The following is a 25882-nucleotide window of genomic DNA, read 5'->3' on the forward strand; positions in this document are numbered from 1 at the left end:
GTGTTCTTTGCGGACTTTGCGGTTCGTTTTTCTTTCTTGTACTTAAATATGGTTTAGCGCATCTTCATACAGAATTGGTATAAGTACTTTAGCAGACCATCCATTCCCAAAATAACCCCTCTTCATAAGTAAAGAGGGGTTATTTTTAGGGTTTAAAAAAATTAAAAGTGGTAAATCACCATTAACCGATCGCTACTATTAATTAAGAACAGCAACTGCTGGACGGCTACCAGCAGCATGACGATCAATCACTTGGTCAATCAAACCGTATTCTCTGGCTTCCTCTGGTGACATGAAAAAGTCACGTTCAGTATCTTCAGCAATCCGCTCAATTGGTTGACCTGTATGTTCAGCTAAATAGTCATTTAGCCGCCGTTTGTGGTATAGAATCTCCCGCGCCTGAATTTCAATATCAGTCGCCTGTCCTTGAGCGCCGCCTAGAGGTTGATGAATCATAATCCGAGAATGAGGTAGACTCATCCGCTTACCCTTAGCACCAGCACTGAGAAGGAAAGCGCCCATACTCGCCGCCAATCCGGTACAAATTGTACAGACATCAGGGCGAATGTGTTTCATAGTGTCAAAAATGCCCATACCAGCCGTCACCGAACCACCGGGAGAATTGATGTACATATAAATGTCTTTCTCCGAGTCTTCGGCATCCAAATACAGCAGTTGGGCAACAATCAAGTTAGCAATGTTGTTGTCAACTTGTTGTCCCAAAAAGATGATGCGCTCACGCAACAGCCGTGAGTAGATGTCAAAGGCGCGTTCGCCTCGACCCGATTGTTCAATAACGATAGGGATCATAGAAGCGTGTTTGTGGCTACTTTAAATACATTTTATCGGTGACAGCACGAAACTGGGGTTTGTCTCTACTGTTGGCAAGCAGATAACTTAAACCTTTATCCTTTTCCCTTGCCCAAAAAGAGGACAAAAGATAATTTTGCGATAAATTCAACCCCCAAAGGCACTTTTTAACCGCAAAAGGCGTCTAAAAGAATATCCCATGAAGAACAAATCAAAAAACTCCAATCATCGCCAACCTCATATCTCGGCATTTGCTCGACAACTTTGGCGATGTGGTGATTAGACCGAGAACCAAAATCAGACTTGCTTAGGGAATTATGTTAATCCTGTAACAATTTAAACATTTTTTTAGATTTTCCCTCGGCAAATATCAAATTATTTTTGTTACATTCAGTAAGTCTATACAACTAAATGTATTTAGAATAACTAGTCATACTTGAAATGCTATCCATCCAGAGAGACGTGCCATGTTGGAAAAACTTGTACAAGCTGCCATCATCACCTTCTTGCTCCACCTGATAGCAATACTTAGCCCAAATACTTTAATTCAGTCAAAGACAGCATCACCTGTGCGAGAAACGCCACGAAATATTGTTAGCTTAGTATTGCGATCTTTTCAGTAAGAATTTTTATAAATTGCATAAGTCTTACCCAAGGGATAATTCGCTCGTAGTATTTCTTGCTTATCTACATAGCGGTCTGGGCTAACACTCCTGGGAACAGGATAGACTGAGCAAGGAAGGCAACTATTTGCATTTGATCATGACTAATCGCCTTGCTGAAGCTAAGAGCCTCTATCTCCGCAAACACGCCGAAAACCCCATTGATTGGTGGTCTTGGTGTGATGAAGCACTTGCAACTGCAAGGGCGCAAAATAAACCGATTTTTCTCTCCATTGGCTACTCTAGTTGCCACTGGTGTACAGTCATGGAAGGCGAGGCTTTTTCTGATATTGCGATCGCCCACTACATGAATGCTAATTATCTTCCCATCAAAGTAGACAGGGAAGAAAGACCTGACCTCGATAGCATCTATATGCAAGCTTTGCAGATGATGAGTGGTCAAGGGGGTTGGCCTTTAAACGTATTTCTTTCCCCAGAAGATTTAGTCCCGTTTTACGCTGGTACTTATTTCCCTGTAGACCCCCGCTATGGTCGTCCGGGATTTTTACAGGTGTTGCAATCCCTTCGCCGTTATTACGATACAGAAAAACAGGATTTACAGCAACGCAAAGCTTTAATTATTGAGTCGCTGCATACGTCTGCGGTGTTACAAGATGGTACAACAGATGAGCTTGAAGACCATGAATTACTCCGCCAAGGTTGGGAAACCAGCATACGGGTAATTAGTCCTAGTCAATCTGGTAATAGTTTTCCGATGATTCCCTACGCAGAATTGGCATTGCGGGGAACTCGGTTTAATTTTGAATCTGGCTATGATGGCAAGCAAGTTTGTACCCAACGGGGATTAGACTTAGCGCTGGGAGGCATTTACGATCATGTGGGCGGTGGTTTTCATCGCTATACTGTTGACGCTACTTGGACAGTACCCCACTTTGAAAAGATGCTCTACGACAATGGACAGATTGTGGAGTATATAGCTTCTTTATGGAGTGCCGGAGTAGAAGAACCAGCCTTTGAAAGAGCGATCGCTGGTACTGTACAATGGCTAAAGCGGGAAATGACCGCACCAGAAGGTTACTTTTATGCTGCTCAAGATGCCGACAGCTTCATTGAACCCACGGCAGTAGAACCAGAAGAAGGGACTTTTTACGTTTGGAGTTACAGCGAATTACAACAACTGTTAACACCGGAAGAATTAGCAGAATTACAACAACAATTTACTGTTACCCCCAACGGTAATTTTGAAGGACGTAACGTTTTACAAAGAAAGAATTCTGGTGAACTGAGTGCAACGCTAGAAACTACACTCAGCAAGTTGTTTAGCGCTCGCTATGGCGTTAGTTCTGAGTCACTAGAAACTTTTCCCCCGGCTTGTAACAACCACCAAGCAAAAACTGTTAACTGGCCAGGTCGCATTCCTTCAGTGACAGATACCAAAATGATTGTCGCTTGGAATAGCTTGATGATTTCTGGACTAGCTAAGGCTGCTGGGGTGTTCCAAAAATCGTCATATCTGGAATTAGCAGCACAAGCGGCGAATTTTATCTTAGAAAATCAGTTTGTTGATGGACGTTTTCAAAGACTCAACTATCAAGGAGAAGCAACCGTTTTAGCGCAGTCTGAAGATTATGCTTTGTTTATTAAAGCTTTGCTAGATTTACAAGCTTCCAATCCTGAGCATAAGCTGTGGTTAGAGAAAGCGATCGCTATCCAAGATGAATTTAACGAATTTCTCTGGAGTGTAGAGTTAGGTGGTTATTATAACACATCTAGTGATTCTAGTCAAGATTTAATTGTCAGGGAGCGCAGTTACGTTGATAATGCTACACCATCAGCGAATGGAATTGCGATCGCTAACCTTGTTCGTCTGGCTCTACTCACCGATAATCTAGATTATTTGGATTTAGCAGAACTTGGTTTGAAAGCTTTTAGGAGTGTAATGCATCGCGCTCCTCAAGCAAGTCCTAGTTTATTTACAGCTTTGGATTGGTATCGTAATTCTACCTTGATTCGCAGCACAACTGAGCAGATTAAGGCTTTAATTCCCAAGTATTTGCCGGCGGCTGTGTTTGCCATCACATCGGATTTACCAGAGGGAAGCGTTGGGTTAGTTTGCCAAGGTTTGAAGTGTCTGGCACCAGCAGAAAGTGTAGAGCATTTATTGCAGCAAGTCCAGAAAAGTCAAAATAGAGGATGATTTTTAAACGCAAAGGGACGCTGAGGAAAGCGCAGAGGTACGCAGAGTTTTTTTGAGAGGATTCGCTAGGAACTTACGAAATTATGACGAACCGAAGGGAATTAACCGCAATGGTGTTAGCCGGCGGCAAGAGTTCTCGCATGGGTGAGGATAAAGCTTTGATTCCCATTCAAGGAGTGCCGTTGTTGCAGCGAGTTTGTGCGATCGCTAAAGGTTGTGCAGATACTATTTATATAGTCACTCCCTGGCCAGAACGCTATCAAGATTTGCTTTTGCCTGGTTGTCAGTTTATCCGAGAAGTGCCTATGTTTGGAGAATCTCTAGCACAGGGGCCTTTAGTTGGATTTGCCCAAGGATTAGCGCAAGTAGAGACAGAATGGGTACTGCTGCTAGCTTGCGATTTACCGAGGTTGCGGGTTGAAGTTTTGCAAGATTGGATCAGTAGACTCGATCGCGTGGGAGATAATGCGATCGCAGCTTTAGCTGATCATCCCAAAGGTTGGGAACCTCTATGTGGTTTCTATCGCCGTCGCTGTTTGCCACTACTTTTAGAGTTTATCAACCAAGGGGGGCGATCGTTTCAGCAGTGGCTTCAGCAATATCCGGTTGAAGTTTTGCCTTTAGCAGAAGCAGAAATGCTGTTTAACTGTAATACACCAGAGGACTTGGCTAAGAGTTAAGCGTTAACTCAAGCGTATTAGAGTATATATTGTGGAATTCTGCTGCTTACCGACTGCGACAAAATTTGCGATCGTTATCACTTTCAGGATATTGCCAAGAATAGGCAAAATGGCTAACTCCCTTCAGTTGGGGCGCGTATTGGCGAAGTGCGTCCATTTGCGCTTCTAAGGATGGACGATTACTAACAGATTCTCCCCATTTGCCTGCTAAAGCTGGGATAATCTGCGTACCAGGTTTTGCCATACTCAAAACTCGTTGCACTTGTGTCACAATACAACTGACGTTACCGCAATTCCCATAAGCCATAGGATGCCACTGCAATGTAGTGGGGAATCGATCCCAAGGTTGCAAACGGGAATCATACCCTTGTCCTACAGTTTGGTTGCCATCCGGGAAAAACACTACTCCTGTGGGAATACTTTGCTGCTTTGCGGGATAACTGGCTATGGTGACAAAATCTAAAATTCCTTGCATGGCGTGGGCAACAGCAAGCTGCCATAACTCCCATTGTAAAAGCGGCTGTCTATCGGTTGCAGGCAGAATTGATTTTTGCGCTGGTGGAGGAATGCGTCCTTGCCACAAAGGTTCGCCTTCTTGGGGATAAAGGTTATCAACTTCCGCTATATCTCCGGCGCCGACGAATCCCTTACTCAAAAAGCGCCGAATCAATTCCAGCCCTTTGTAATTTAATGCTCGTTTAAATAAAGCTTCTTGGGTTGCGGGACTAAATAGCCATAAATCTGAAACTTTGGTGGCGATGGAATCACTTCCTGCTTGGCGGGGATAGCGCACATAGTCTAATAGCAAGCCATCTGGGCGACGGCGCAAAACTTCTTTTACTAATTGGAAGTAGTCGCGTTTTGCTTGTAAGTTATAGGGGTCGATAAATACTTGAGAGCCGTTATCTACTACATATAGGCTCGTTTGACCTTTGCCATTACGAGCGATCGCACTTTCTCTATCAGGGCGCTGGGCGTAAGTATAGCCGAAATTGGTCGTAAACATCCACGCGTAAACCTTTAAACCGCGTTGCCGACCTTTTTTAATTGCTGTGGCGAGTATATCGGCGTTTTCTGCTCCTGGGGTGCGAATTACAGAAGGCCAAACCGTCGGGTTAGCTTTTACTGGCAATAATGCCTGCCCGTCGTAAAATACTTCTAAATAAACTTGGTTGTAGCCACGGTTGACAATCCGATCCATAATCTGGTCAATTATTCCTGGCTGAATGTCACAGGGATACAAGCGCAACCAAATGGCTTGGATTTGCGGCCAAGTCCGCGTGCGGCACTCTTGTAATTGCTGTGCCTGTTCTTGTAGGATCTTTTGATAGCGGGTTTGGGCATCTGGTTTGCCTTTGAGGGCTGACAAACGTAAGTTTTCTTTTTCTTGTGCCGCCGTTGATGATAATTGACAATACTGGGTTACTTGCGCCCTTGCTGGTTCGCTTCCCAAGCTGGAGAGCAACGAACTACTAGTGAAAACAATAGCGAATAGACGCCGCCAAAATAATGTTGATCTTGCAACGTTCAAGGGATGGTTAGACATATCTAGCAGTAGATGGACGCAATAATCATCGACCCCAATTCAGATAATTGTGGGCAATCTGTATCGAATTATATATTTAAGTAACAGGGGTTTTAAAACCTATTTTTTTAAGACTACCAAAGCCTTGTTTGTGTTGCGGCATTTTTTGATAAAGACATAAACATATACATGGCAGTATAAAAATCAGAATACACACCAAGCTTAGTCTGTTATTGGGTAGATTCTGCTTGTATCTTAGTTAGTGAAAATCATCTTATTCCATTCTTACCCCAAAAGGAATTTTAATATGCATCGTCGTTGGCTTTTATCTGCTTTAGCACTTTTGATGAGTATATTTTTAGCTGCTTGCACGACTGCAACCACTCAGCAACCACTAACAAAAATTACAAACCATACTGAGACGACAAACACAAATTCTCAGCAATTACCAAAAGGATCAGCAAAAAGAGTTGTTGCTCTTTCTTCTCTTTCTGCTGACATTATCTCTCGACTCGATCAAACAAAAATTGTTGGCATCACTGGTAGTAAATTATTTAATAATGACTCAAGATTTAAGGATATTCCCCGTGTTAGTGAAGGGCAAAGTCCACCAAATTTAGAAAAAGTGGTAGCACTCAAACCAGATTTAGTTATTGGTGCAGAAGGTTTTTCTAACATCCCAATCCAAAAACTTCAGCAGCTAGGAATTGAAACTTTGCTCACTAAGGTGAATAGCTGGGAATCTCTAGAAGAACTTACTAAAACACTTGCTAAATCAATTGACGCTGATCCTCAGCCTTTATTAAATCGTTACAAAACTTTATTGCCAGAAAAGCCAACTCAGGGTTTTTCTACTCTAGCGCTGGTTAGTCGTCAACCAATTTTAGCGCCGAATAAAAATAGTTGGGCAGGGGATTTGCTGGCGAAATTCCAGACGAAAAATATAGCAGCAGATTTACAAGGAAAAAGTCCAATTGGTGGCTACGTGACACTTTCGGCTGAGAAGGTTTTAGAAGCAAATCCAGAGGTGATAATTTTGGTTAATCCTCCACAAGGGAATTCCGAAGCAGCACTTTTAGATTCGCTGAAAAAGGAAGCTTTTTGGCAACAATTACAAGCAACTAAAAATAACCGAGTCTATGTGTTTGATTATTATGGTCTGGTGAATCCAGGTAGTATAGATGCAATTGAAAAGGCTTGTCAGCAGCTTAAGCAAGCGTTGTTTGTAGCTTAGGGAACTTAGCTCAATAATGGGAGAACGTCGCAGTCAATCAAGGATGCATTTATCGGAGTTTAGATATAGTGTTTCTTGGTTGAGTAGGTACTGAATCCCCTTACGGTGTATACACAAGTCTTTGGTGAGGCTATTCTATTTATGGTTAATACCATTTCTTTGTGAGGCTGCGCCAAACCCTCTTAACTTCTTCTTTCTTTCTTTCTTTCTTTGTGTTCTTTGCGGACTTTGCGGTTCGTTTTTCTTTCTTGTACTTAAATATGGTTTAGCGCATCTTCATACAGAATTGGTATAAGTTTCATAGCCCTTGAGATACCTCACCCTGGTTTTGCTATGCAAAACCTGTCCCTCTCCTTACTAAGGAGAGGGATGTCCGATAGGACTCTTTGAGGTTTTAAAGTCCTCTAAAAACTAGCTATTTACAATGTTGTTGAAGAAGAGATACAGCTAATTCAAAACTATTAGGTTGAGTTTGTACTGCATAGGCTTCTCTTTCTAAATCTTGGCGTTTGACATCGGTATAGTGTCTAAAAAATGGTCTAGCATAATTGCTTGGTTGAATGTCTAAGCCTAAAGTTTTGATTTTTCCTTTTCCGGCGCATACCTGCGCTGCATGAACAGTTTCATGGATTAATGTTTGAGTCCCAATATGTAACTCAAACACTACGGGATTAATCCAAATTTTTTTGTCAGCTTCTCTTAGTAACCCATAAGCTCCTCGCTTTGGTGGTAATGCAATGATTACCTGAAACCCTCTTTTTTCTAATTGATTTTTTAAATCTAAAAATTTGGCTTCTGGATTAGGTATTTGAGAAAGCAACAGTAAGGAATTTAATATAAAAATTTTACTCATTGCCTAATCTGCTCTAGGGCAGCTTTGGTTACTTTGTGTTGGTGACAAGTGGCGATCGCTAAGGCAATTCCCAGTCATAGTATAGACTGGGAACTAGGCAACTGACTGTCCTTTTAATCCTTTGTAGAACTAAGTGGTTTTTGACCAAAGGGGATATTTTTTTTACTTTCAGGAGAAGCACTTCCAAGGCTGCGGAAATACAGTCCTCCAATGGTGAGTAAAAACGTCACATATCCGACTGCTTGCACAAGATAGAGATTATCTCTGTAACCAAATAAAGATTTGAGAATAATGCCAGGAAACTGTTCGTCAGGCAAGATTGTAGAAGTATTTGAAACCATTGGCCCCAAAATACAGGAGTGGACTTTTGTAAAACGTTCGTAATAGAAACAAAGCCCTTCTGTGGCGCGACTGCTAAGGGAAAGGTTACCTACTGCTTCGTCAAAATGTTTCAAGCCTGAAACTACCAACCCAGCGACAATTAACACTAAGAAAACGCCCATTACCTGGAAAAACTGGCGGATGTTAATTTTGACACCCCATTTAAATAGCAACACCCCAATGGCAGATGCGGCTACCAAACCACCAATAGCACCCAAGGCTGGCATTAATCCCTGTTGAAAATTAGCTGCAACGAAGAGAACAGTTTCAAAGCCTTCGCGGACAACGGCAATTAAAATTAAACTAAAAACACCCCAACCAGCATTTGAGTTTTGTGTCAGCGTTTGTGTAACTGCTCCCTCAACTGTAGCTTTCATGAATCTGGCTTGTTTAGTCATCCAGATTAGCATCCAACTGAGCATTGCGATCGCTAACACACTAAACACACCTTCCAATGCTGGCTCAACTACGGTGGTGTATTGAGGATTCGCTGCTCCCAGTATTTGAATTACCCAACTGAATAGCACGCCTATTAAGGCACTAACGACAATACCAACGCCGACACCAGCATATACCCAAGAGTTGAGCCGGGATTGTTTCGCTTTTTTTAGCAAAGCTAGCACAATCCCAACAACAAGGGCAGCTTCTACTCCTTCTCGGAGCGTTATTACAAAAGTAGGTAGAGCAGTACTAAAATCCATCTTTTATCCTTTCTTTTTTGTCATTTGTCATTAGTCCTCTCTTACAAAGTTCTGATCGCCGGAAACCGACGCTCAGACTTTGCGCTTTGTCATTTGTTTTTGACTAATGACTAATGACTAAGGACTAATGACTATTAACCAAAATCGCGTAGCATCTTTTTCAGTTCGAGATTATGCATCTCTTCTTGTCCAATCATACCGCGAGCGAATTCTTCAAGGTAAATGCTGGCATTGGTAACAGTATCGAGCAGATTTTTATACAGATCCAATGCCTTTTTTTCGTGGGATAAGCTTTCTTCTAAGATATCCTTAACTTTATGCTGGTAGGTTTCTTCCATTGGGGCAATTTTTAGGGAGGGATGCCCATCTAAACCGGTGAGAATTTCTCCTACTTGTTCGGCATGAAGTAAAGATTCAGTTGCCTGTGCTTTGAAAAAAGCCACGATTGGAATGCGGTTAGGGCCAGTCACCATTAAAGAATAATGTGTATAGCGCACTACCCCTGCTAGTTCAAATTCCATGATGGCGTTCAGCAAGTCAATGGTCTTTTTTTGGTCAAGTTCTTGCATCAGTTCTTAGTTCAAGTAACGAATTTTAATGAGTTGGAAATCAAAAGTTTAAGATAGTTAGGAGTTTAAGATAGTTAGGAGTTAGGAGTTTAAGATAGTTAGGAGTTAGGAGTTGGAAGTTAGGAGTTAGTAGATCGGGATTCATAACTCCTAACTCCTAACTCATAACTCATAACTCCTAACTCCTAACTCATAACTCCTAACTCATAACTCCTAACTCATAACTCCTAACTCCTAACTCATAACTCCTAACTCCTAACTATCTTAAACTTCTTCCCATCTCCTTCCCATTAAAACAAAATGTTATCGCTGTGCTTGGGTATTAGATTTATCAACCACTTTTTGAGAGTTTTCCTCAATGGTTTTGACTAGCTTGGTAACATCACTAGGTATTTTAACTGCTTTTGCTGGTGGGATGGCAGAAGGCCAAACTTTTATGAGTTCAGCGAAACTAGTATCGATCGCTTTATGTGCTTCGGGATCTGCTTGAGCTACTTGACTAGAAATTCCTTTGTATAATTCATTGGCGTAAAAGACAAAACCACGGGAGTCTTGATATTCAATTGGCGCGGTTATTTTACCATTTGCGATCGCAGCGCCATATTCTGAGTTGGCTGAATCTAGCAATTCGTTAATTACCTTTAGCACAAATCCTGGTTTTGAGCGTTGATCTGCTGGTAAAGCTGCGATCGCAGAATCAACTGCTTGCACTGAAGAAGTAAAATTAGTTTTAACTTTACTATCCTTCGGGTTAGATTTCACTAAGTCTTGCAAACTTACCAATGTTGTCTTAAATTCTTTGACTTTGCGCTCATTCAACTGGTCTTCTACGTCAACGTAAATCTCTTCAACTGGATGTCCAATATGAGGTTCTGCCTGTTTTGGCTGATTCTGATCCAGCAGTTCTCGTGCTACTAAAAGATGTCCTTCCATTAAGCCTAATTTAGACATATAGTCAACATCTTTTGCCTCACCCGTGAGTGCCACTTCTTGAACACCAACCTGGTCTTTAATTTGGTCGAACTGTTCTTGAGTGATTACTTTTTTAGTAACTAAATCTTCTGGGCTACCATAAGGACGACTTGCCTGGATTTTGTTCGATAAAGCCGGAACACCTAGTTTGCCTTCAAATTTATCTAATTCTGACAATATAGCAGTGTTAATGTTAATTTTTTCTTTGCCACCGTGGCTACTATGACTGTTATTACTTACTGTTTCTGTAGCTGGACTAGCAACTGGTGCTGATGGATTTTCTGCGGTTGGCGTACTACTACATGAACTCAAGGTAACTATTACGGCTGCTGCTGCTGCTAAACAAATATAACGAAGTTTTATCATTTTTGCTCCTCGCACAACTAAAAAAGGTATTCATTGAAATATTTCAAACTATTACTAGAAAATAGTTTGTTTGACACATTGTCATAGATTTTACTTTCTCACATAATGATATTTTTTATCAACTATTTTCCGAAAACTTTAATAAATTAATTACGAATTACTAATAATTTTGTCAGGACTTTTTCACAGAATTTTGAGAGCTAGTGTCAGCAAGTACTTCAAATTGACCCATGCAACCGTTTTCTGCGATCGCATCTTGATGCGGATGGAACATATACTTACCTGGGTAGCGAAAAGCAAATTCTAAGATATGCCTTTCTGCGACACCCATTGTAATCACATCAGCTTTCTCGCTAGGACTCATACTCATGCCGTAGCGATAGACATCAAAGAAGTTGGCGTGGAGATGAAACGTCACCGCCGGATCGTATTCAATGATATTGAGGACATACAGCCGAATCAACTGATCTTTGTAAATGCGAATCGGGTTATGCATGTAATAGTGCGGCAGACCGTTGAAGGCGTAATAATCATTATGGCTATCATCATTCACGTCATATCCACCCATCACTAACACCATCTCATCAGCCGGGGGACGGGGATTAGGTGGATCGATGATGAACATTCCATACAGTCCCTTGGCGATGTGGCGGGTGACTGGTTCAATATGGCAGTGGTACAAGTGAACGCCATAAGGTTCAGCATCAAATTCGTAAATTGTGGCACTACCATTGCTGATTGGGCGAACACCATCCATTTCTGCCGGATGAACGCCATGAAAATGTAAAGAGTGAGAATGTCCCGCTTTGTTGAGAAATAGTACCCGGATGCGATCGCCCTGTTTTGCCCGTAGCGTTGGCCCTGGGATGCGACCGTTTAAATCCCAGATGTTGTAAGATACAGCACTATTGAGTTGAATGATGGAAGTACCAGCAGTTAACTGAAATTCCCGGATAGTCCGCCCATTTTCTTGCTTTACCGTCCCATAATCAAAATCCCTTAACATCCTCATCGGGTTAGTAACTTCGTCTGGTGCTTCAATATCGAATGCTGGCACTTTGACGATTGACTTACTTTGGAGATTTAGCATCTGCCAAAGTCCAGCTGCACCAGTCACTCCAGCACCTGCTAGTGCCAGCTGCAATAATTGACGGCGGCTCCAAGGTTTTCCGTTACCTAGAGCAAAGTTGTTGGGCATGACATTTAGTTACGGTTAGCACCAAGAAAGAATTGCAAATCTTTTGCAATTGCTTCTAAATATTAGAGGAATTAGTAATGATTGTCAATAATCTGATAGCGCTGCAAAACTGCTACTGAAGTTATTAAATTTAGAGAAAGGAAGAATTTTTCCTGAAAACTTTAGTCTAATTTACTTAAATATTACAGCATTTATACAGTGAGTTCTGTATAAATAATCTTCAAGGACAACTAACTGTTTCATGCCTATTCCTGATATGCTTGTTGCCTTAGCAATACCTGAAGGACAAACAATCAGGATGAGAGGATATTTTATTAGAAGTAAGTTTTTGTCATGCTAAATGCAGCAAAATGTAGTATTTTGAGGTAGAAATTGTGTCTAAAATTACCCTTAAGTCAAAACGCGTATCACTCATCCTCATAGGGATTCTGAGCTTTTATTTAGTTGTTGGAGCATCTGCACCAGCTTATGCTATGCACATTATGGAAGGTTACTTACCAGGAAATTGGGCGCTTTTTTGGTGGATAGTAGCGTTACCATTTTTTGTTTTAGGATTGCGATCGCTAACTCGCATCACCCAAGCCAACCCGGAACTAAAATTACTCTTAGCATTGGCGGGAGCTTTTACTTTTGTGTTGTCGGCGTTAAAAATGCCTTCAGTCACGGGTAGTTGTTCCCATCCTACAGGTACTGGCTTAGGAGCAGTACTATTTGGGCCGTTAGCGATGTCAGTGTTGGGGGGTTTAGTTCTATTATTTCAAGCGCTGTTACTAGCTCATGGGGGTTTGACGACATTGGGAGCAAATGCTTTTTCAATGGCGATCGCAGGCCCATTTGCCGCCTACTGGATATATCATTTGACGATGCGCCTAACTGGTAAGCAAAAAATAGCGATTTTTTTAGCCGCAGCCATAGCAGATTTACTCACATACATTATTACTTCTATGCAACTGGCCTTGGCTTTTCCCGCCCCAGTTGGTGGGTTTATTGCTTCATTCATCAAATTTGCCGGTATTTTTGCGATTACCCAAGTTCCTCTAGCAATTAGTGAAGGGTTGCTGACTGTGCTGGTATGGAATTGGCTACAATCTTATACGCCTCAAGAATTGGAATTTTTAAAATTAATTCAACGGGAACCTCAACACAATGAAACAGTCTAAAAAGGGATTGAGTAACTGGCTTTTAATAGTAGCAGTGATCGCTTTAGCAGTTGCACCCTTAATATTTGTAAGTGGTGGTAAATTTACAGGTTCAGACGATCAAGCCCAAAAAGCGATTAGTGAAGTACACCCAGGATATCAACGCTGGTTTAAACCGCTGTTTCAACCTCCTAGTGCTGAAATAGAAAGTTTGTTATTTTCTTCACAAGCGGCTTTAGGGGCTGGAGTTATTGGTTATGTCATTGGTTTATATAAGGGACGTTCCCAGCAACAAAGGAATAAGGAATGAGTCTGCAAATAGATACCCTTGCTTATACGAATCGATTGCGGTGGTTAGCACCAGAGCAGAAATTACTGTTTGCGATCGCACTGCTAATCATCGCTGCTTTTACTCATCCCTTAGTTCAAGTTTTGATTGCAGTTTGGATGAGTACTTGGACAATTATCTATGCAAGAATTCCTAGCAAAATTTATTTTAAACTAGTGTATGTTGCTAGTTTTTTTTGGTTGACAAGTTTACCAGCTTTAATTATCAATGGCGTTGATATTTCTCAATTACATTTAGTGCAAAATGACTCGGTAACAGGATTGTATATTGGCTCGTATTATCTGTATATTAGTGTTCACGGTCTTCAGCAGGGATTGACAATTTTAACACGAGCGATCGCCTCTCTTTCCTGCTTATATTTCATTATGTTAACTATCCCCTTTACCGAGCTTTTACAAGTCCTGCGTCGCGTGGGTTTTCCTGTGCTACTCACTGACCTATTATTACTAATGTACCGTTTTATTTTCGTCCTATTAAACACAGCCTCTGAATTATGGACTGCTCAACAATCTCGCGGTGGCTACTGCACTTTTAGGATTGGCATGAAAAGTTTAGCTCTGTTAATTGGACAATTACTCAAACGAACCCTAGAAAACTATCGTCAAGTCTCTTTGACTTTGGCATCACGGGGCTTCAATGGAGAATTTAAAGTTTGGCATCCTCATCGCTACCATCTATCCAAGCGATATGCTATCGAAGCAATTTTAGGATGTGTGTCATTAATCGCCTTGGATTGGTACGATAATGCAACAATTTTTACTCGAATTTGAGCAATTACATTACACTTATCCCGGCGCACAACAATTAGCTTTGAATGGTTTAAATCTGCGGATTCCTTTTAACAAAAAATGTGCGTTAATTGGGCAGAATGGTTGCGGTAAAACTACATTATTTTTATTAGCTAACGGTCTATACAAACCTCATAAAGGTAAAGTATCTTGGCAAGGAAAGCCTCTGCAATATGACCGTAAATCACTGATAAAATTACGCCAACAAGTAGGGCTAGTTTTTCAAGATCCAGAGCAACAACTGGTAGCTTCTACTGTTGAAGAAGATATTTCTTACGGCTTGTGTAATTTAGGATTGCCAACAGGAGAAATTAAACAGCGAGTTGAGCAAGCCTTAATAGAATTTGGACTTACTGAATTAGCTCAAAGACCAGTGCATCATCTTAGCTTAGGACAGAAAAAGCGAGTTTCTATAGCTGATGTCATGGTGCTAAAGCCAGAACTCTTATTGTTAGATGAACCAACAGCTTATTTAGATAAGTTGCATACTCGTAACTTAATGACAACTCTAAAAAAGATTCATGCAGATGGTACAACTATACTCATGGCAACCCATGACCTTGATTTAGTTTATCGTTGGGCAGACTGGATATTTGTAATGGATGCGGGACAACTTGTAATGGAGGGAAAACCGCAAGATGTATTTACCCAACGTAAAGTTCTCGAAGACTTACAGTTAGGAGTGCCATTGATATATGAGATCCTATTTGCACAAGTATCACCCGAAGAAGAACCAGTTTTAGAACGTTTGCGGCAAAGGATATTTAACTTATTCCGTTACTTGTAGCGAGTAAATTTATTCAATATGAGAATCAAAAGCCAAATTACCCAACACATTTGATCTACAATTTTAAAATACAAAGAGGATGAATGAACAAGTTTTAGGCGAATAGAATTCGCTACTACACAAACGAAGTCCACCTCCGTGGACTAATACAAAATCAAGGGTTTTTAACCTGCGGAGGCAGGTTTTGTCTGTGTAGCCGCGGTTTCTAACCGCCAAGGCTAGTAATAAATTAGATTTAAAGTGGATAATATTATTTATGTTTATATTTTTGCCTCTTATTTCCTTAATTACTATTTTTTTGTTAATTAATAAAAAACGTACCGATTGGCGTGAGTCGCTGATATTAGCAATTACTTACTGGGGAATTTTACTCACTGCAATCACCGAATTTTTAAGTATTTTTAAATTAATTACTTTTGGCTGGATATTAGTAACTTGGGGATTAATATCTATCACATTAATTTATATATACTTTCGGCTAAATCAGCAAATAATACCGAATCCAGAGCAAATAAATTATTCTAAAATAAAAAAAGATATTAAAGTAAATTTTTTGTTATATGGCATAGGTTTTGTTGTAGCGACAGTTGGATTAATTGCCATCATCGCACCCCCCAATAACTGGGATTCTATGGACTATCACATGAGTCGTGTTGCTCATTGGATACAAAATCATAGCATTGCTCATTATCCAACAAGTTATACCCCACAGTTATATCAAAACCCTTGGTCAGAGTTCGTGATTTTGCATTTTCAGATTTTAAGTGGTGGTGACTACTTCGCTAACTTAGTTCAATGGTTCAGTATGATTGGGTGTATTATTGGAGTGTCATTAATTGCCAAACAAGTAGGAGCAGATTTACGAGGTCAAGTTTTATCTGCGGTTGTAACTGCAACAATTCCTATGGGAATTTTGCAAGCTTCAAGTACTCAAAATGATTATGTAGTTGCATTTTGGTTAGTTTGTCTTGCTTACTACTTACTGTCAACTATCCAAGCAGCAAAAAGCGATATATGGACTAATTCATTTAATATTGGTAGTAGCACAGGATTAGCCCTTTTGAGCAAGGCAACTGCTTATTTTTATGTATTTCCCTTCTTAATTTGGTTTGGTTTTTACCTGGTTAAACGCTTACGGTGGCAAACATGGAAGCCTACCTTGATAGTAGCAAGTATATCTTTATTGCTTAATATAAGTCATTATTTACGCAATTATAATTTATTTGGTTCGCCACTTGGTGAAGCGAGTGACTATCGTAATGAAATACTCGGTGTTAATATACTCATTTCTAATATCCTGAGAAATATTGCTTTACATATAGGAACACCCATTGGTTTCTGGAATGGAAAAGCGAACAGATTAATTCAACTTATACATATATTCATCGGTGTAGATTATAACGATCCTCGGACAACGTTTTCGCAGACATTCTTTGTACCAGGAGGTTGGTCAACAATTGGGATAAGTGGTAATGAAAATAGTGCTGGTAATTTATTACATCTAGCGTTGATAATAATATGTATAATTATTTTTCTAGCTCGAAAATCTCTCAGTAAAAAAAGTTATATTTTTACTTATCTGATTGCAACCGTATCTACATTTTTGATATTTTGCTACTTGCTAAAATGGCAAGCATGGAATAGTCGTCTACATTTACCTTTGTTTGTCCTATTCTCTCCATTTGTAGGTGTTGTGTTATCTAAGCTAAAAAAGCAGAAAATCGCCATTGTGATAGTAACACTTCTGCTAATATCATCATTACCGTGGGTGTTTTTTAATAGGTACAGACCTATTATTGATAGCAACAATATATTCCAAACCCCCAGAATTGAGCAGTATTTTAGTAATAGACCATTCCTCAAAGATACTTACACAGGAGCAGTTGAGTTTTTAAATTCCAAAAAATGCTCGAATATTGGGCTATCAATGGGAAAAGACCCTTGGGAATACCCTTTATGGGTACTTTTGCAGGAAAATAATCAAAAACTACTTAAAAGTCAACATATTAATGTTACTAATGTTTCCGCAAAATTAGAAACAGAGGCTTCTTATAAAGATTTTGAGCCTTGTGGAATTATTTCAATGGAAACTAAAAAAAGTAAACAAAAAAAATCTCAAGAGATTAATTTTAAAGATAAAACTTATGTCCGATCTTGGGATTCTCCAGAACTTGGTGTATTTATTAAGTAGAATTTTATTATTTACAAGATCCTCAAATTAAGATTTACTCAGAAGTTAAGAAAGTGATGCTGACAAAAATTGCTGTTGAAAAAATTCTTGAGCGTGCCTTAATGGGATACGACTTATCTCTCGAAGAGGGAGTGGTATTGTTACAACAAACTGACGAAGAGGCGATCGCAGCGATACGTACTACATCCGATACACTCCGCCACACTCAAGCAGGCGATACGGTTACATACATAATTAATCGTAATATTAACTTTACTAACATTTGTGAGCAACACTGTAGTTTTTGTGCATTCCGTCGAGATGATGGTGATGCCGGTGCATACTGGTTAGATTCGGCGCAAATTTTGGAAAAGGCGACAGATGCAGTGCAACGGGGTGCGACGGAAATCTGTATGCAGGGGGGATTAAATCCACAAGCTCAGATAAATGGTAAATCTTTGCCCTATTATCTCAAGGTTGTAGAAACCATCAAACAGGAATTTCCCCACATACATCTCCATGCTTTTTCCCCCCAAGAAGTGGAATTTATCGCCAGACTTGATGGACATGAATATGCTGATGTAATTACTGCTTTGCGCGATGCTGGTGTTAACTCAATGCCAGGAACAGCAGCTGAAGTGTTAGACGATCAAGTAAGGCGGATACTGTGTCCAGAGAAGATTGACACAGCGACTTGGCTAGAAATTGTTAGCACCGCTCACAAATTAGGCTTACACACCACCAGCACCATGTTATCTGGGCATATTGAAACCCACGAACAGCAAATTGGGCATTTAGAAAAATTGCGATCGCTCCAACAAACCGCCATCAATCAGGAATATCCAGCAAGGATCACAGAGTTTATTTTATTACCCTTCGTTGGGCAAGAAGCGCCCAAACCGTTACGTCGCCGTGTCGGACGCGATCAACCAGTTTTGAGTGATGCACTACTGCTAGGGGCTGTGGCGCGGATTTACTTAGGTAATTGGATTCCCAACCATCAGCAGAGTTGGGTAAAACTGGGGCTTGCTGGTGCAACGGAAGCCTTAGTTTGGGGTTGCAACGATATTGGCGGCACATTAATGGAGGAGCATATTACCACAATGGCAGGTGCTTTAGGTGGTACATGTATGGAAGTCGAAACCTTAGAAGGTGCGATCGCTTCTTTAGGAAGACCTTACCAACAACGCAATACTATTTATCAAAAAGTTAACAGTTACTCTTAACTCTTATCTCTGTGTTCTCTGCGCCTCTGCGGTTTAAAAGTAATTTATTTCACCTTATTAGGCGCAGAAAAAAAACAGATTTTACAAGTCAGCTAGTCTTCAACCCTTAACTTAGTTCCAACCATCTATGAGTTGCTTGCATCGTCTCCATAGAGAAACAGTTAACATCAAGCCCATAAAAGATAACAAGCCAAGATTCGTATTTGGCTCTGGAACTCCACGGGTATCAGAAATTTCTAACCCTGGTAGTTTTTTAGTACCTTCCTTCACAGCACCCTGTAATAACTCAGGATCTAACCCCAATACATCTAGAGCCGTAACAGCAACTTGAGTTGTTTTTACCGTCTGCGTTTGAATTGTCCCTTTGAGTCCAGAAGCTAAAATCCCACTAGCAGCAATTAATCCAACATGGGTATCGTCATCCGAAAAACCTCCATGTTCAGCCCTTTTTGTACTATCATAAATTACATATCCAGGGTTCAATTTGATAATTAAATCTGGTGTACGGTCATCTGACAACGGATTGCCAAAGCCTGCTTGTTGTAGGGCATCACCAGATAACACCTGATTAATTGCCGGATTATTCAGATTCTTTAAAAGAGTTGTCGCAGTATCAGCTTGGCTTTGATCTGCAAGCCAAAATAAGCCAACATCATCTTGTGTTGCTTGATTTACAGTAATCCCAGCTTTTTTTAAGACATCTGTAAATGTGTTTTCCGAAATCAGATTAGCCGTTCCCTCACGGGGATTTTGACCATGTTTTGCTGTCAATACTACTAATGTTGAATCAAACAAATTTCGTTGCTTCAATGCATTAACTATGTTCCCGATACTAGCGTCTGTATGTTGTAAAGCAGCAACAAAACCTGGTGAAGGTGTTCCATCAGCAGCAATCCCACCATCATTACTAGCATCTTTCTGAGCACTTAGTTAGCAAAGATATTTACTAACTAAATTACACAAGTTTAAATTCCTTTATTTCTCATTATTCCTATCAAAGTATTTAATTTAGGAATTGGTGATTTAATGAATCAGCTTGATTGCTATTACATATTTTGAGCATTTATAGGAACATTAACCCAGTTTAATTAAGTTCAGGTTAAGAATATATGATAAAAATTTTAAGATTAACCTTGTAGGTAAGATAATCCTGATTCGGTATTAGCAAGCCCCAATAATTGAAAGGTGGAGCATTATGAGAATTTTGATAGTTGAAGATGACGATCGCATTGCTAAACCATTGGCCGAATTTTTAAGACGACAACACCATATTGTAGATATAACAACCGATGGTTTTGCAGCCTGGGAATGGTCGCAGTCAGGATTATATGAGCTAATTTTATTAGATTTAATGCTTCCTAAATTAGATGGAATTACTTTATGTAAGCGTTTACGCGCTACTTCATCTAATGTTTTGATTTTAATGCTGACAGCACGAGATACAACAGACGATAAAATTATCGGACTCGATGCTGGTGCTGATGATTACTTGGTTAAGCCATTTGAGCTAAAAGAATTAGCAGCACGCATCAGGGCTTTAGCTCGAAGAACTCCAGAAATTCGTCCCCAGATTTTAATCCACGGTGATTTGCAACTAGACCCAGCAACTCAACAGGTTACTTATGCAGGAAATATCATATCATTAACTCCTAAAGAATATATGATATTAGAATATTTTTTGAGAAATCCCAATCAAGTTGTTACTCGTTCTGCAATTCTTGACAAACTGTGGGACTTTGATAAATCTTCGGGAGAAGGAAGTATTAAAACTCATATTACAAATTTGCGGAATAAACTTAAAGCATCTGGAAGTTCAGAAGACTTGATTGAAAATATTTATGGCATTGGTTATCGTTTAGGACAGAAGTAAAATAATTCGTAATTCGTAATTCACTTTTGTAACATGAATTTACAAATAGCTACAAAACTTACTTCTTGCTACTTGTTAGGGGCTTAAACTTATAATATTTGTTAATATAAATAAAATTTTAAATTAATAATTAACAATTTAAACCCGATAAATAATGTGTTTAAAAGAATCAGATATCGTTTATTATTGTCTTATTTAGCGGTGTTTGCATCGCTGCTAGGAATATTTGCGATCGCAGTCCGATTTGCTTTCACTCGCAGTCTCAGCGAACAAATAACAGATAAACTCACAGCCATAGGCAAAGTTGCGGCTGCAAATGTAGAGTTTGAAAAAGGTCACCTAACAGTTGAAAGTGACTTTCGTCCCCAAGACTTAATTGCTTATCATCAAGGATTACAGTGGTTTGATACTCAGGGTAATTTAATTAACCAACAAGGAAAAACTGTTTTAAATTTACCTTTTTTACCAAACAAAATAGTACAAATTCAGACAGGTAAAGTTCCTATCCAAGTGGTGAATGTTCCAATTATTGCTAGCGATAATGGTGAGCTTGTTGGGTATGTAAGGGTGAGCCAATCTTTAGAAGAATTTGATGAAACTCTGCAAAAACTGGACTTAGTATTAGGCGGTGGAATTATTATAACTTTGGTTTTTAGTGGTATTGGCGGAATTTTGCTCACTCGTCAAGCAATGCAACCCATTGAAGAGAGCTTTCAAAAACTAAAACAGTTTACTGCTGATGCTTCCCATGAACTACGCAGTCCGTTAATGGCTATCAAAATTAATGCTGAGTTACCGCTACAATATCCAGAAGAAATAGGGCCAAAAGATGCAGAAAAGTTTCAAGCGATCGCCAGCGCTACTAACCAGATGACTCGCCTCACAGAAGACTTATTATTGTTAGCACGCACTGATAAAGTCCCCGATCAGAATAGGGATACTCTCAATTTAACGTCAATATTAGAGAACCTAATACAACTGTATAAACCTCAAGCTGAAGCCAAACAAATTAACTTTAAATTTGAATTAATTGCTAATTTTCAGCTAATAGGTGATGCAGTTCAATTAACGCGACTGTTTACTAATTTATTTGAAAATGCTCTCTATTACACACCATCGGGAGGCGTAGTTGAAATTAAAACTAGTCGCATCGGTTCCCAGCTTTATGTTAACGTGCAAGATACAGGCGTGGGAATAGCACCAGAGCATATTGACAAGGTTTTTGAGCGTTTTTGGCGAGCAGATCAGTCTCGTTCTTATTGGTCAGCTGGTTCTGGTTTAGGGTTAGCGATCGCTCAAGCTATTGCTCAAAATCACGGTGGATTAATTAGTGTTACGAGTCAATTAGGAGTTGGTAGTTGTTTTACTGTGCGTTTACCAACTTCTTGACAATGTAATTTGAAGTTTCTTACTTACCATGATCATTGGTTTAGCGATCGCCATCACTAGTTTCTTTGACTTGAATACTACTCTTGGGACGAGTCGCTTCATTCTTCTCATCTTGTTGATTGGCATTTTCAACATAGAGAACTTTGCCGTTACCAGCATCTACTGTAACTTCTTGCTGACCAATTTCTACAGCATAAATTAAGTTGCTATCTTCATTTTCGAGTTTGACACTTTTTGCCTTACCTCCCACAGATGCTTCAACTACTTGCTGTGCTTGTTGTGCTGTAATTTTAGCTAGCGCTTGCAGTTTTGCCGCTTCTTGTGCATCGTCGTTTGTTTCACCATCCCCATCACCGGCTTCAGCAACTTTGGTAACACTATGATGTTGACGTGCAATTGCTACAAAAGATTGTGGTTGTTTTGCAGACACAACTCTCGATAATTCAGCAAGTCCTAAAGTACCAATAAAAGCTGCTACCAAAATGATTGTGTTTGAAGTTTTCATACCTGTAAAGTCCCTTGAAGTCTGGGTTTGTATTTTCACAGTAAGTAATAAAAGTCCAGAAATAGTCAAGATTTGTTTAAGTTAAATAAAAATATCAAATAGTGAAATTAATTTTTAAGTAGAGATTTCCGCTATTTTTAGGGACTCTATTCGGATAAAATTCCGTTTTTAATCAAATCTTGACTATTTCTTGACTTTTGCTGTATAAAGTACAATCACTCAGTCATTTATGAGAATACAGCTAACTTTAAGATGTCATTTAATCTCACTTCTACAAAAAATAAAGAAGGAGAAAGATCATGAAAAAGATGTTAAACAGGGTTCCAGAGATTACAATCTACTTTTGGATTATTAAGGTTCTGGCAACCACAGTAGGTGAAACCGCAGCAGATTTTCTGTCAGCAACCCTGAACCTTGGTTTAGGCGTTACATCCTACATTATGAGTGGCGTGTTACTGATTGTGCTGTTAAATCAGTTTAAGCTGAAACGCTATGTTCCATCAAGTTTCTGGTTTGTGGTCGTTTTGATAAGTATCGTTGGCACACTGATAACTGATAGATTAGTAGACGAGCTTGGAGTTAGTTTGCTAACAACTACTGTAATTTTTAGTGTTTCCTTGTTGGTAGTTTTTGCCCTCTGGTATTCCAACGAAAAGACATTAGCCATGCACTCCATCAATACAGCTAAAAGAGAACTTTTTTATTGGGTGGCTGTTTTGTTTACCTTTGCATTAGGCACTGCAACAGGAGACTTATTAGCAGAGTCTTTGGGGTTGGGTTATGCACAATCAGCACTGATATTTGGCGCTTCAATTGCAATCATAGCTATCGGTTATTATTACTTCCGCCTGAATGCAGTTTTGGCATTTTGGTTAGCTTACATCTTGACTCGTCCACTTGGAGCATCTATAGGTGATTTACTATCTCAATCTGCTAAAAATGGAGGCTTTGGTTTTGGTACTGTCGGAACCAGTATGCTTTTTCTTTCTATAATCATCAGCCTGGTTATTTATTTAAGCCTTAAGCAGAAAAAACTAGCCTTACTCCCGATTGACCGACAAGATTGATTAGCGTCTAGTTAATTTAATCTCATAAGTCTTAAAAACGATGACTTACTATTTTTTAGTGTGAAAAAGAAATGAACAAAGTTGCAAAAGTCACGATTTTCTTCTGGATCATGAAGATCATCGCCACGACACTCGGCGAGACGGCAGGTGACTACATCTCAATGTCTCTTGGGCTAGGGTATTATGTAGCTTTTGCCGTAACGTTCGCCATTCTTGCTATTCTCCTGTTTTTTCAAATTCAATCCGACAGATATCGTGCAGCCCTTTATTGGGTGGTCATCATCGCAACAACCACAGCTGGAACCGAAGTTTCAGACCTGATGGATCGATCTCTTGGGCTTGGCTACGCACTGGGATCGCTTCTTCTGGTAGCCGGTCTGTTGAGCGTTCTTAGTATATGGTATTACCGCGATCGCTATCTTAGCGTTTATCCGATCGCTAGGAAAGATGCAGAAACTACCTACTGGCTAGCTATAGTGTTCTCCAACAGCTTGGGAACCGCCTTTGGTGACTTTTTGACAAGCAACTTGGGACTAAGCTATATCCAGGGCGCATTTGTGACAGCCAGTGTCATTGGTGTTGTCATCGCCCTTCACTACGTAACAAAGTTGAGCGATATTCTGCTATTCTGGGTGGCGTTCATCTTCACACGTCCCTTCGGAGCCACCTTCGGAGATTTTTTGACAAAACCAGTCAAAAATGGCGGTCTATCACTGCCAAGGGGCTATGCTTCAGCGATCGCCTTTATCCTACTCGCAATTGTGCTATTCTTTTCCGTGCGAAAAGAAAAAAAATTGCGTCACCCAATTGAGTGATGCGTTTAAGCATAATGAATAAAATTAAAGTATGCTCCGACAAATTTCTAATTTCTGGTTGCATCATATACATCCTCGCTTGGCTCCCTTAATTGCCACAATTGGTATTGTTGGACTTACTAGTTGTCTGCTCATCCTTTTTGTTTTAGCAAAACTGGCTGAAGAGGTTTTAGAGCGAGATGCTTTTGCATTTGATACTAATTTTTTGTTATGGCTACATCAGTTTGCCAATCCAAATTTAGATAATTTAATGCTGTTTGTTACAAATCTTGGTAATCCTAGTACAGTGGTTATAGTTGCAGGTATTACTCTTTTATTACTTTGGTGGCGACGTTACCAAGAAGAAGCGAAAATTTTTATATTTGCTTGCTTAGGAGGGTTAATTTTAAATACAGGGCTAAAGTTGTTTTTTTCTAAATCTCGCCCGCAACTGTGGCATCAATTGATTTCTGAAAAATCTTTTAGTTTTCCTAGTGGTCATGCACTAGGCTCTATGGTACTTTATGGTTTTATTGCTTACGAATTGGCAACTCACTATCCTAATTTTGCCAAAGTTATTTACAGTTTGACGATTATTTTAATTACAGCTATTGGGATCAGCCGCTTATATTTAGGAGTCCATTGGCCTACAGATATAATTGCAGGTTATGGAGTCGGTTTTTTGTGGCTGATGATATGTATTACGATGCTTAAATTGCAAAGATTAAGGCAATAAAAATTAGTTGATTAAATCTTTAACAAAGTTTCGGGGTTTAATTCAAGAGCATAACGACGGTAGCAAGAATTGAATGCCTAATTTAAATCCCCCGAAGTTTTGTGGACCCAAACCGTCCCCACAACAGCACTCAACTCTTAGAGACGCTCCGCGGTTTTCATGCCCAAAGGGCTGTACGTTACAAAACGTAATTGCTCTATTCTCTACGAGACGCTCCGCGAACGCAACCTTAGCGACGCAGGAGCATCATTGCGAATTAAAAATGCATCGAATTGGTTTAATCGCGTCTCTCCCCATTCCCTACTCAATTGATCCCCAAGTTACCAATCCAAGATAGGATAGACGTTGATTTACGTATCCTTTTACTTAATGAATATGAAGCGCTATTGGTCGCGTTTGCTTGCGCTGGTTTTGGTTGTATCTATCGGCTTAATGGGCTGTTCTGGCAGTCCAGATAGTTTGACTGGGGATTATCGCCAAGATACCTTAGCTGTGGTCAATGTTATGAGACAAGCTCTGGATATCTCACAAGATTCACCAGAAAAAGCAGCAGTTCAAGCAGAAGCGCGTCAAAAAATTAATGACTTTTCGGCTCGCTATCAGCGAGTTAACTCTGTTTCTGGTCTTGGCTCCTTTACAACCATGCGAACAGCCCTCAACTCCCTGGCTGGACACTACAGTTCTTACCCAAATCGTGCCGTACCCGAAAAACTCAAAAATCGTTTAGAGAAGGAGTTACAGCAGGTAGAAGCAGCGCTGAAGCGTGGTGGTTAATTCTTAACTGTTGCCTATTCCATTATCAAGAGTCGATACTTTTGACTCTTGATTACTTTGTCAACTTGATATAAGAGTTTTAAATTTTCAACTAAGTAAGTCGGCGCAAATAATCATCACTGGTTCGTAGTTGCGCTTTAGCGCTAAAGCGCGACTACGAGCCAAATACAGAGATTTTA

Annotated in this window: 25 protein-coding genes; 16 read left to right on the forward strand and 9 right to left on the reverse strand. The window is 39.9% G+C overall.

Features of this window, described 5'->3' with window-relative positions:
• Positions 1-198: 198 nt before the first annotated feature.
• Positions 199-810 carry an ATP-dependent Clp endopeptidase proteolytic subunit ClpP gene (gene clpP, locus V7K73_RS28560; RefSeq protein ID WP_196517036.1) on the reverse strand — a complete coding sequence of 204 codons (612 nt, stop codon included), beginning with the start codon at positions 808-810 and terminating at the stop codon, positions 199-201.
• A gap of 467 nt (positions 811-1277) precedes the next feature.
• Between clpP and V7K73_RS28565 the strand changes: the two genes are divergently transcribed.
• From V7K73_RS28565 to V7K73_RS28575, 3 genes are all read left to right on the forward strand, one after another.
• On the forward strand, positions 1278-1433 hold the full coding sequence (locus V7K73_RS28565) for a hypothetical protein (RefSeq protein WP_334885282.1): 156 nt from the start codon (positions 1278-1280) through the stop codon (positions 1431-1433).
• A 139-nt stretch (positions 1434-1572) separates the two neighbouring features.
• On the forward strand, positions 1573-3630 hold the full coding sequence (locus V7K73_RS28570; RefSeq protein ID WP_334885284.1) for a thioredoxin domain-containing protein: 2058 nt from the start codon (positions 1573-1575) through the stop codon (positions 3628-3630).
• Between the two features lie 83 nt (positions 3631-3713).
• Complete coding sequence (locus V7K73_RS28575) at positions 3714-4310, forward strand: molybdenum cofactor guanylyltransferase (protein ID WP_334885286.1); 597 nt, start codon at positions 3714-3716, stop codon at positions 4308-4310.
• A gap of 46 nt (positions 4311-4356) precedes the next feature.
• Here the strand turns inward: V7K73_RS28575 and V7K73_RS28580 are convergent, their stop codons facing one another.
• Complete coding sequence (locus V7K73_RS28580; RefSeq protein ID WP_334885287.1) at positions 4357-5856, reverse strand: family 10 glycosylhydrolase; 1500 nt, start codon at positions 5854-5856, stop codon at positions 4357-4359.
• Positions 5857-6142: 286 nt separating this feature from the next.
• Here V7K73_RS28580 and V7K73_RS28585 point away from each other — a divergent pair, with 286 nt between their 5' ends.
• Entirely contained in the window at positions 6143-7069 is a 927-nt protein-coding gene (locus V7K73_RS28585) for an ABC transporter substrate-binding protein (RefSeq protein WP_334885289.1), read from the forward strand.
• 415 nt (positions 7070-7484) lie between these two features.
• Here the strand turns inward: V7K73_RS28585 and V7K73_RS28590 are convergent, their stop codons facing one another.
• From V7K73_RS28590 to V7K73_RS28610, 5 genes are all read right to left on the reverse strand, one after another.
• Entirely contained in the window at positions 7485-7922 is a 438-nt protein-coding gene (locus V7K73_RS28590) for a hypothetical protein (protein ID WP_334885291.1), read from the reverse strand.
• Between the two features lie 113 nt (positions 7923-8035).
• Positions 8036-9004: an FTR1 family iron permease gene (locus V7K73_RS28595; RefSeq protein ID WP_334885293.1), complete on the reverse strand. Its 969-nt coding sequence runs from the start codon at positions 9002-9004 to the stop codon at positions 8036-8038.
• Between the two features lie 134 nt (positions 9005-9138).
• Entirely contained in the window at positions 9139-9573 is a 435-nt protein-coding gene (locus tag V7K73_RS28600) for a ferritin-like domain-containing protein (RefSeq protein WP_334885295.1), read from the reverse strand.
• A gap of 303 nt (positions 9574-9876) precedes the next feature.
• Positions 9877-10911, reverse strand: a complete 1035-nt coding sequence (locus V7K73_RS28605) for a helix-hairpin-helix domain-containing protein (RefSeq protein ID WP_334885297.1) — start codon at positions 10909-10911, stop codon at positions 9877-9879.
• A gap of 172 nt (positions 10912-11083) precedes the next feature.
• Entirely contained in the window at positions 11084-12109 is a 1026-nt protein-coding gene (locus V7K73_RS28610; protein WP_334885298.1) for a multicopper oxidase domain-containing protein, read from the reverse strand.
• Positions 12110-12582: 473 nt separating this feature from the next.
• On the opposite strand from V7K73_RS28610, the gene V7K73_RS28615 reads away from it, so the two are divergent.
• From V7K73_RS28615 to cofH, 6 genes are all read left to right on the forward strand, one after another.
• On the forward strand, positions 12583-13269 hold the full coding sequence (locus V7K73_RS28615; RefSeq protein ID WP_334885602.1) for an energy-coupling factor ABC transporter permease: 687 nt from the start codon (positions 12583-12585) through the stop codon (positions 13267-13269).
• On the forward strand, positions 13256-13558 hold the full coding sequence (locus V7K73_RS28620) for an energy-coupling factor ABC transporter substrate-binding protein (RefSeq protein ID WP_334885300.1): 303 nt from the start codon (positions 13256-13258) through the stop codon (positions 13556-13558). Before V7K73_RS28615 ends, V7K73_RS28620 begins: the two co-directional genes overlap by 14 nt.
• Positions 13555-14367 carry a cobalt ECF transporter T component CbiQ gene (gene cbiQ / locus V7K73_RS28625; RefSeq protein WP_334885302.1) on the forward strand — a complete coding sequence of 271 codons (813 nt, stop codon included), beginning with the start codon at positions 13555-13557 and terminating at the stop codon, positions 14365-14367. The genes V7K73_RS28620 and cbiQ overlap by 4 nt, the downstream gene beginning before the upstream one ends.
• Entirely contained in the window at positions 14342-15172 is an 831-nt protein-coding gene (locus tag V7K73_RS28630; RefSeq protein WP_334885304.1) for an energy-coupling factor ABC transporter ATP-binding protein, read from the forward strand. The genes cbiQ and V7K73_RS28630 overlap by 26 nt, the downstream gene beginning before the upstream one ends.
• Positions 15173-15428: 256 nt before the next feature.
• Entirely contained in the window at positions 15429-17363 is a 1935-nt protein-coding gene (locus V7K73_RS28635) for a hypothetical protein (RefSeq protein ID WP_334885306.1), read from the forward strand.
• A gap of 56 nt (positions 17364-17419) precedes the next feature.
• Positions 17420-18568, forward strand: coding sequence for a 7,8-didemethyl-8-hydroxy-5-deazariboflavin synthase subunit CofH (gene cofH / locus V7K73_RS28640; protein WP_334885308.1), 1149 nt, complete (start codon positions 17420-17422; stop codon positions 18566-18568).
• 111 nt (positions 18569-18679) lie between these two features.
• Here cofH and V7K73_RS28645 read toward each other — a convergent pair whose 3' ends face one another.
• Positions 18680-19462: an alkaline phosphatase family protein gene (locus V7K73_RS28645; RefSeq protein WP_334885604.1), complete on the reverse strand. Its 783-nt coding sequence runs from the start codon at positions 19460-19462 to the stop codon at positions 18680-18682.
• 301 nt (positions 19463-19763) lie between these two features.
• Here V7K73_RS28645 and V7K73_RS28650 point away from each other — a divergent pair, with 301 nt between their 5' ends.
• The gene (locus V7K73_RS28650; protein ID WP_334885310.1) at positions 19764-20438 is read left to right on the forward strand and encodes a response regulator transcription factor; all 675 of its coding nucleotides are present in this window, start codon (positions 19764-19766) and stop codon (positions 20436-20438) included.
• 156 nt (positions 20439-20594) lie between these two features.
• On the forward strand, positions 20595-21827 hold the full coding sequence (locus V7K73_RS28655; RefSeq protein WP_334885312.1) for a sensor histidine kinase: 1233 nt from the start codon (positions 20595-20597) through the stop codon (positions 21825-21827).
• A gap of 40 nt (positions 21828-21867) precedes the next feature.
• On the opposite strand, the gene V7K73_RS28660 is transcribed toward V7K73_RS28655, so the two are convergent.
• Positions 21868-22332: a PepSY domain-containing protein gene (locus V7K73_RS28660; protein ID WP_334885314.1), complete on the reverse strand. Its 465-nt coding sequence runs from the start codon at positions 22330-22332 to the stop codon at positions 21868-21870.
• A 299-nt stretch (positions 22333-22631) separates the two neighbouring features.
• On the opposite strand from V7K73_RS28660, the gene V7K73_RS28665 reads away from it, so the two are divergent.
• The 4 genes from V7K73_RS28665 to psb27 all read left to right on the forward strand — a co-directional run bounded on the left by V7K73_RS28665 (position 22632) and on the right by psb27 (position 25703).
• On the forward strand, positions 22632-23399 hold the full coding sequence (locus tag V7K73_RS28665) for a COG4705 family protein (RefSeq protein ID WP_334885316.1): 768 nt from the start codon (positions 22632-22634) through the stop codon (positions 23397-23399).
• Between the two features lie 110 nt (positions 23400-23509).
• Entirely contained in the window at positions 23510-24214 is a 705-nt protein-coding gene (locus V7K73_RS28670; RefSeq protein WP_334885318.1) for a COG4705 family protein, read from the forward strand.
• Positions 24215-24245: 31 nt separating this feature from the next.
• Positions 24246-24929 carry a phosphatase PAP2 family protein gene (locus V7K73_RS28675; protein ID WP_334885320.1) on the forward strand — a complete coding sequence of 228 codons (684 nt, stop codon included), beginning with the start codon at positions 24246-24248 and terminating at the stop codon, positions 24927-24929.
• 369 nt (positions 24930-25298) lie between these two features.
• Positions 25299-25703 carry a photosystem II protein Psb27 gene (gene psb27 / locus V7K73_RS28680; RefSeq protein WP_334885321.1) on the forward strand — a complete coding sequence of 135 codons (405 nt, stop codon included), beginning with the start codon at positions 25299-25301 and terminating at the stop codon, positions 25701-25703.
• The last annotated feature ends 179 nt before the right edge of the window (positions 25704-25882 follow it).

The sequence above is a fragment of the Nostoc sp. genome (assembly GCF_036916975.1).
Taxonomy (GTDB): Bacteria; Cyanobacteriota; Cyanobacteriia; order Cyanobacteriales; family Nostocaceae; genus Nostoc.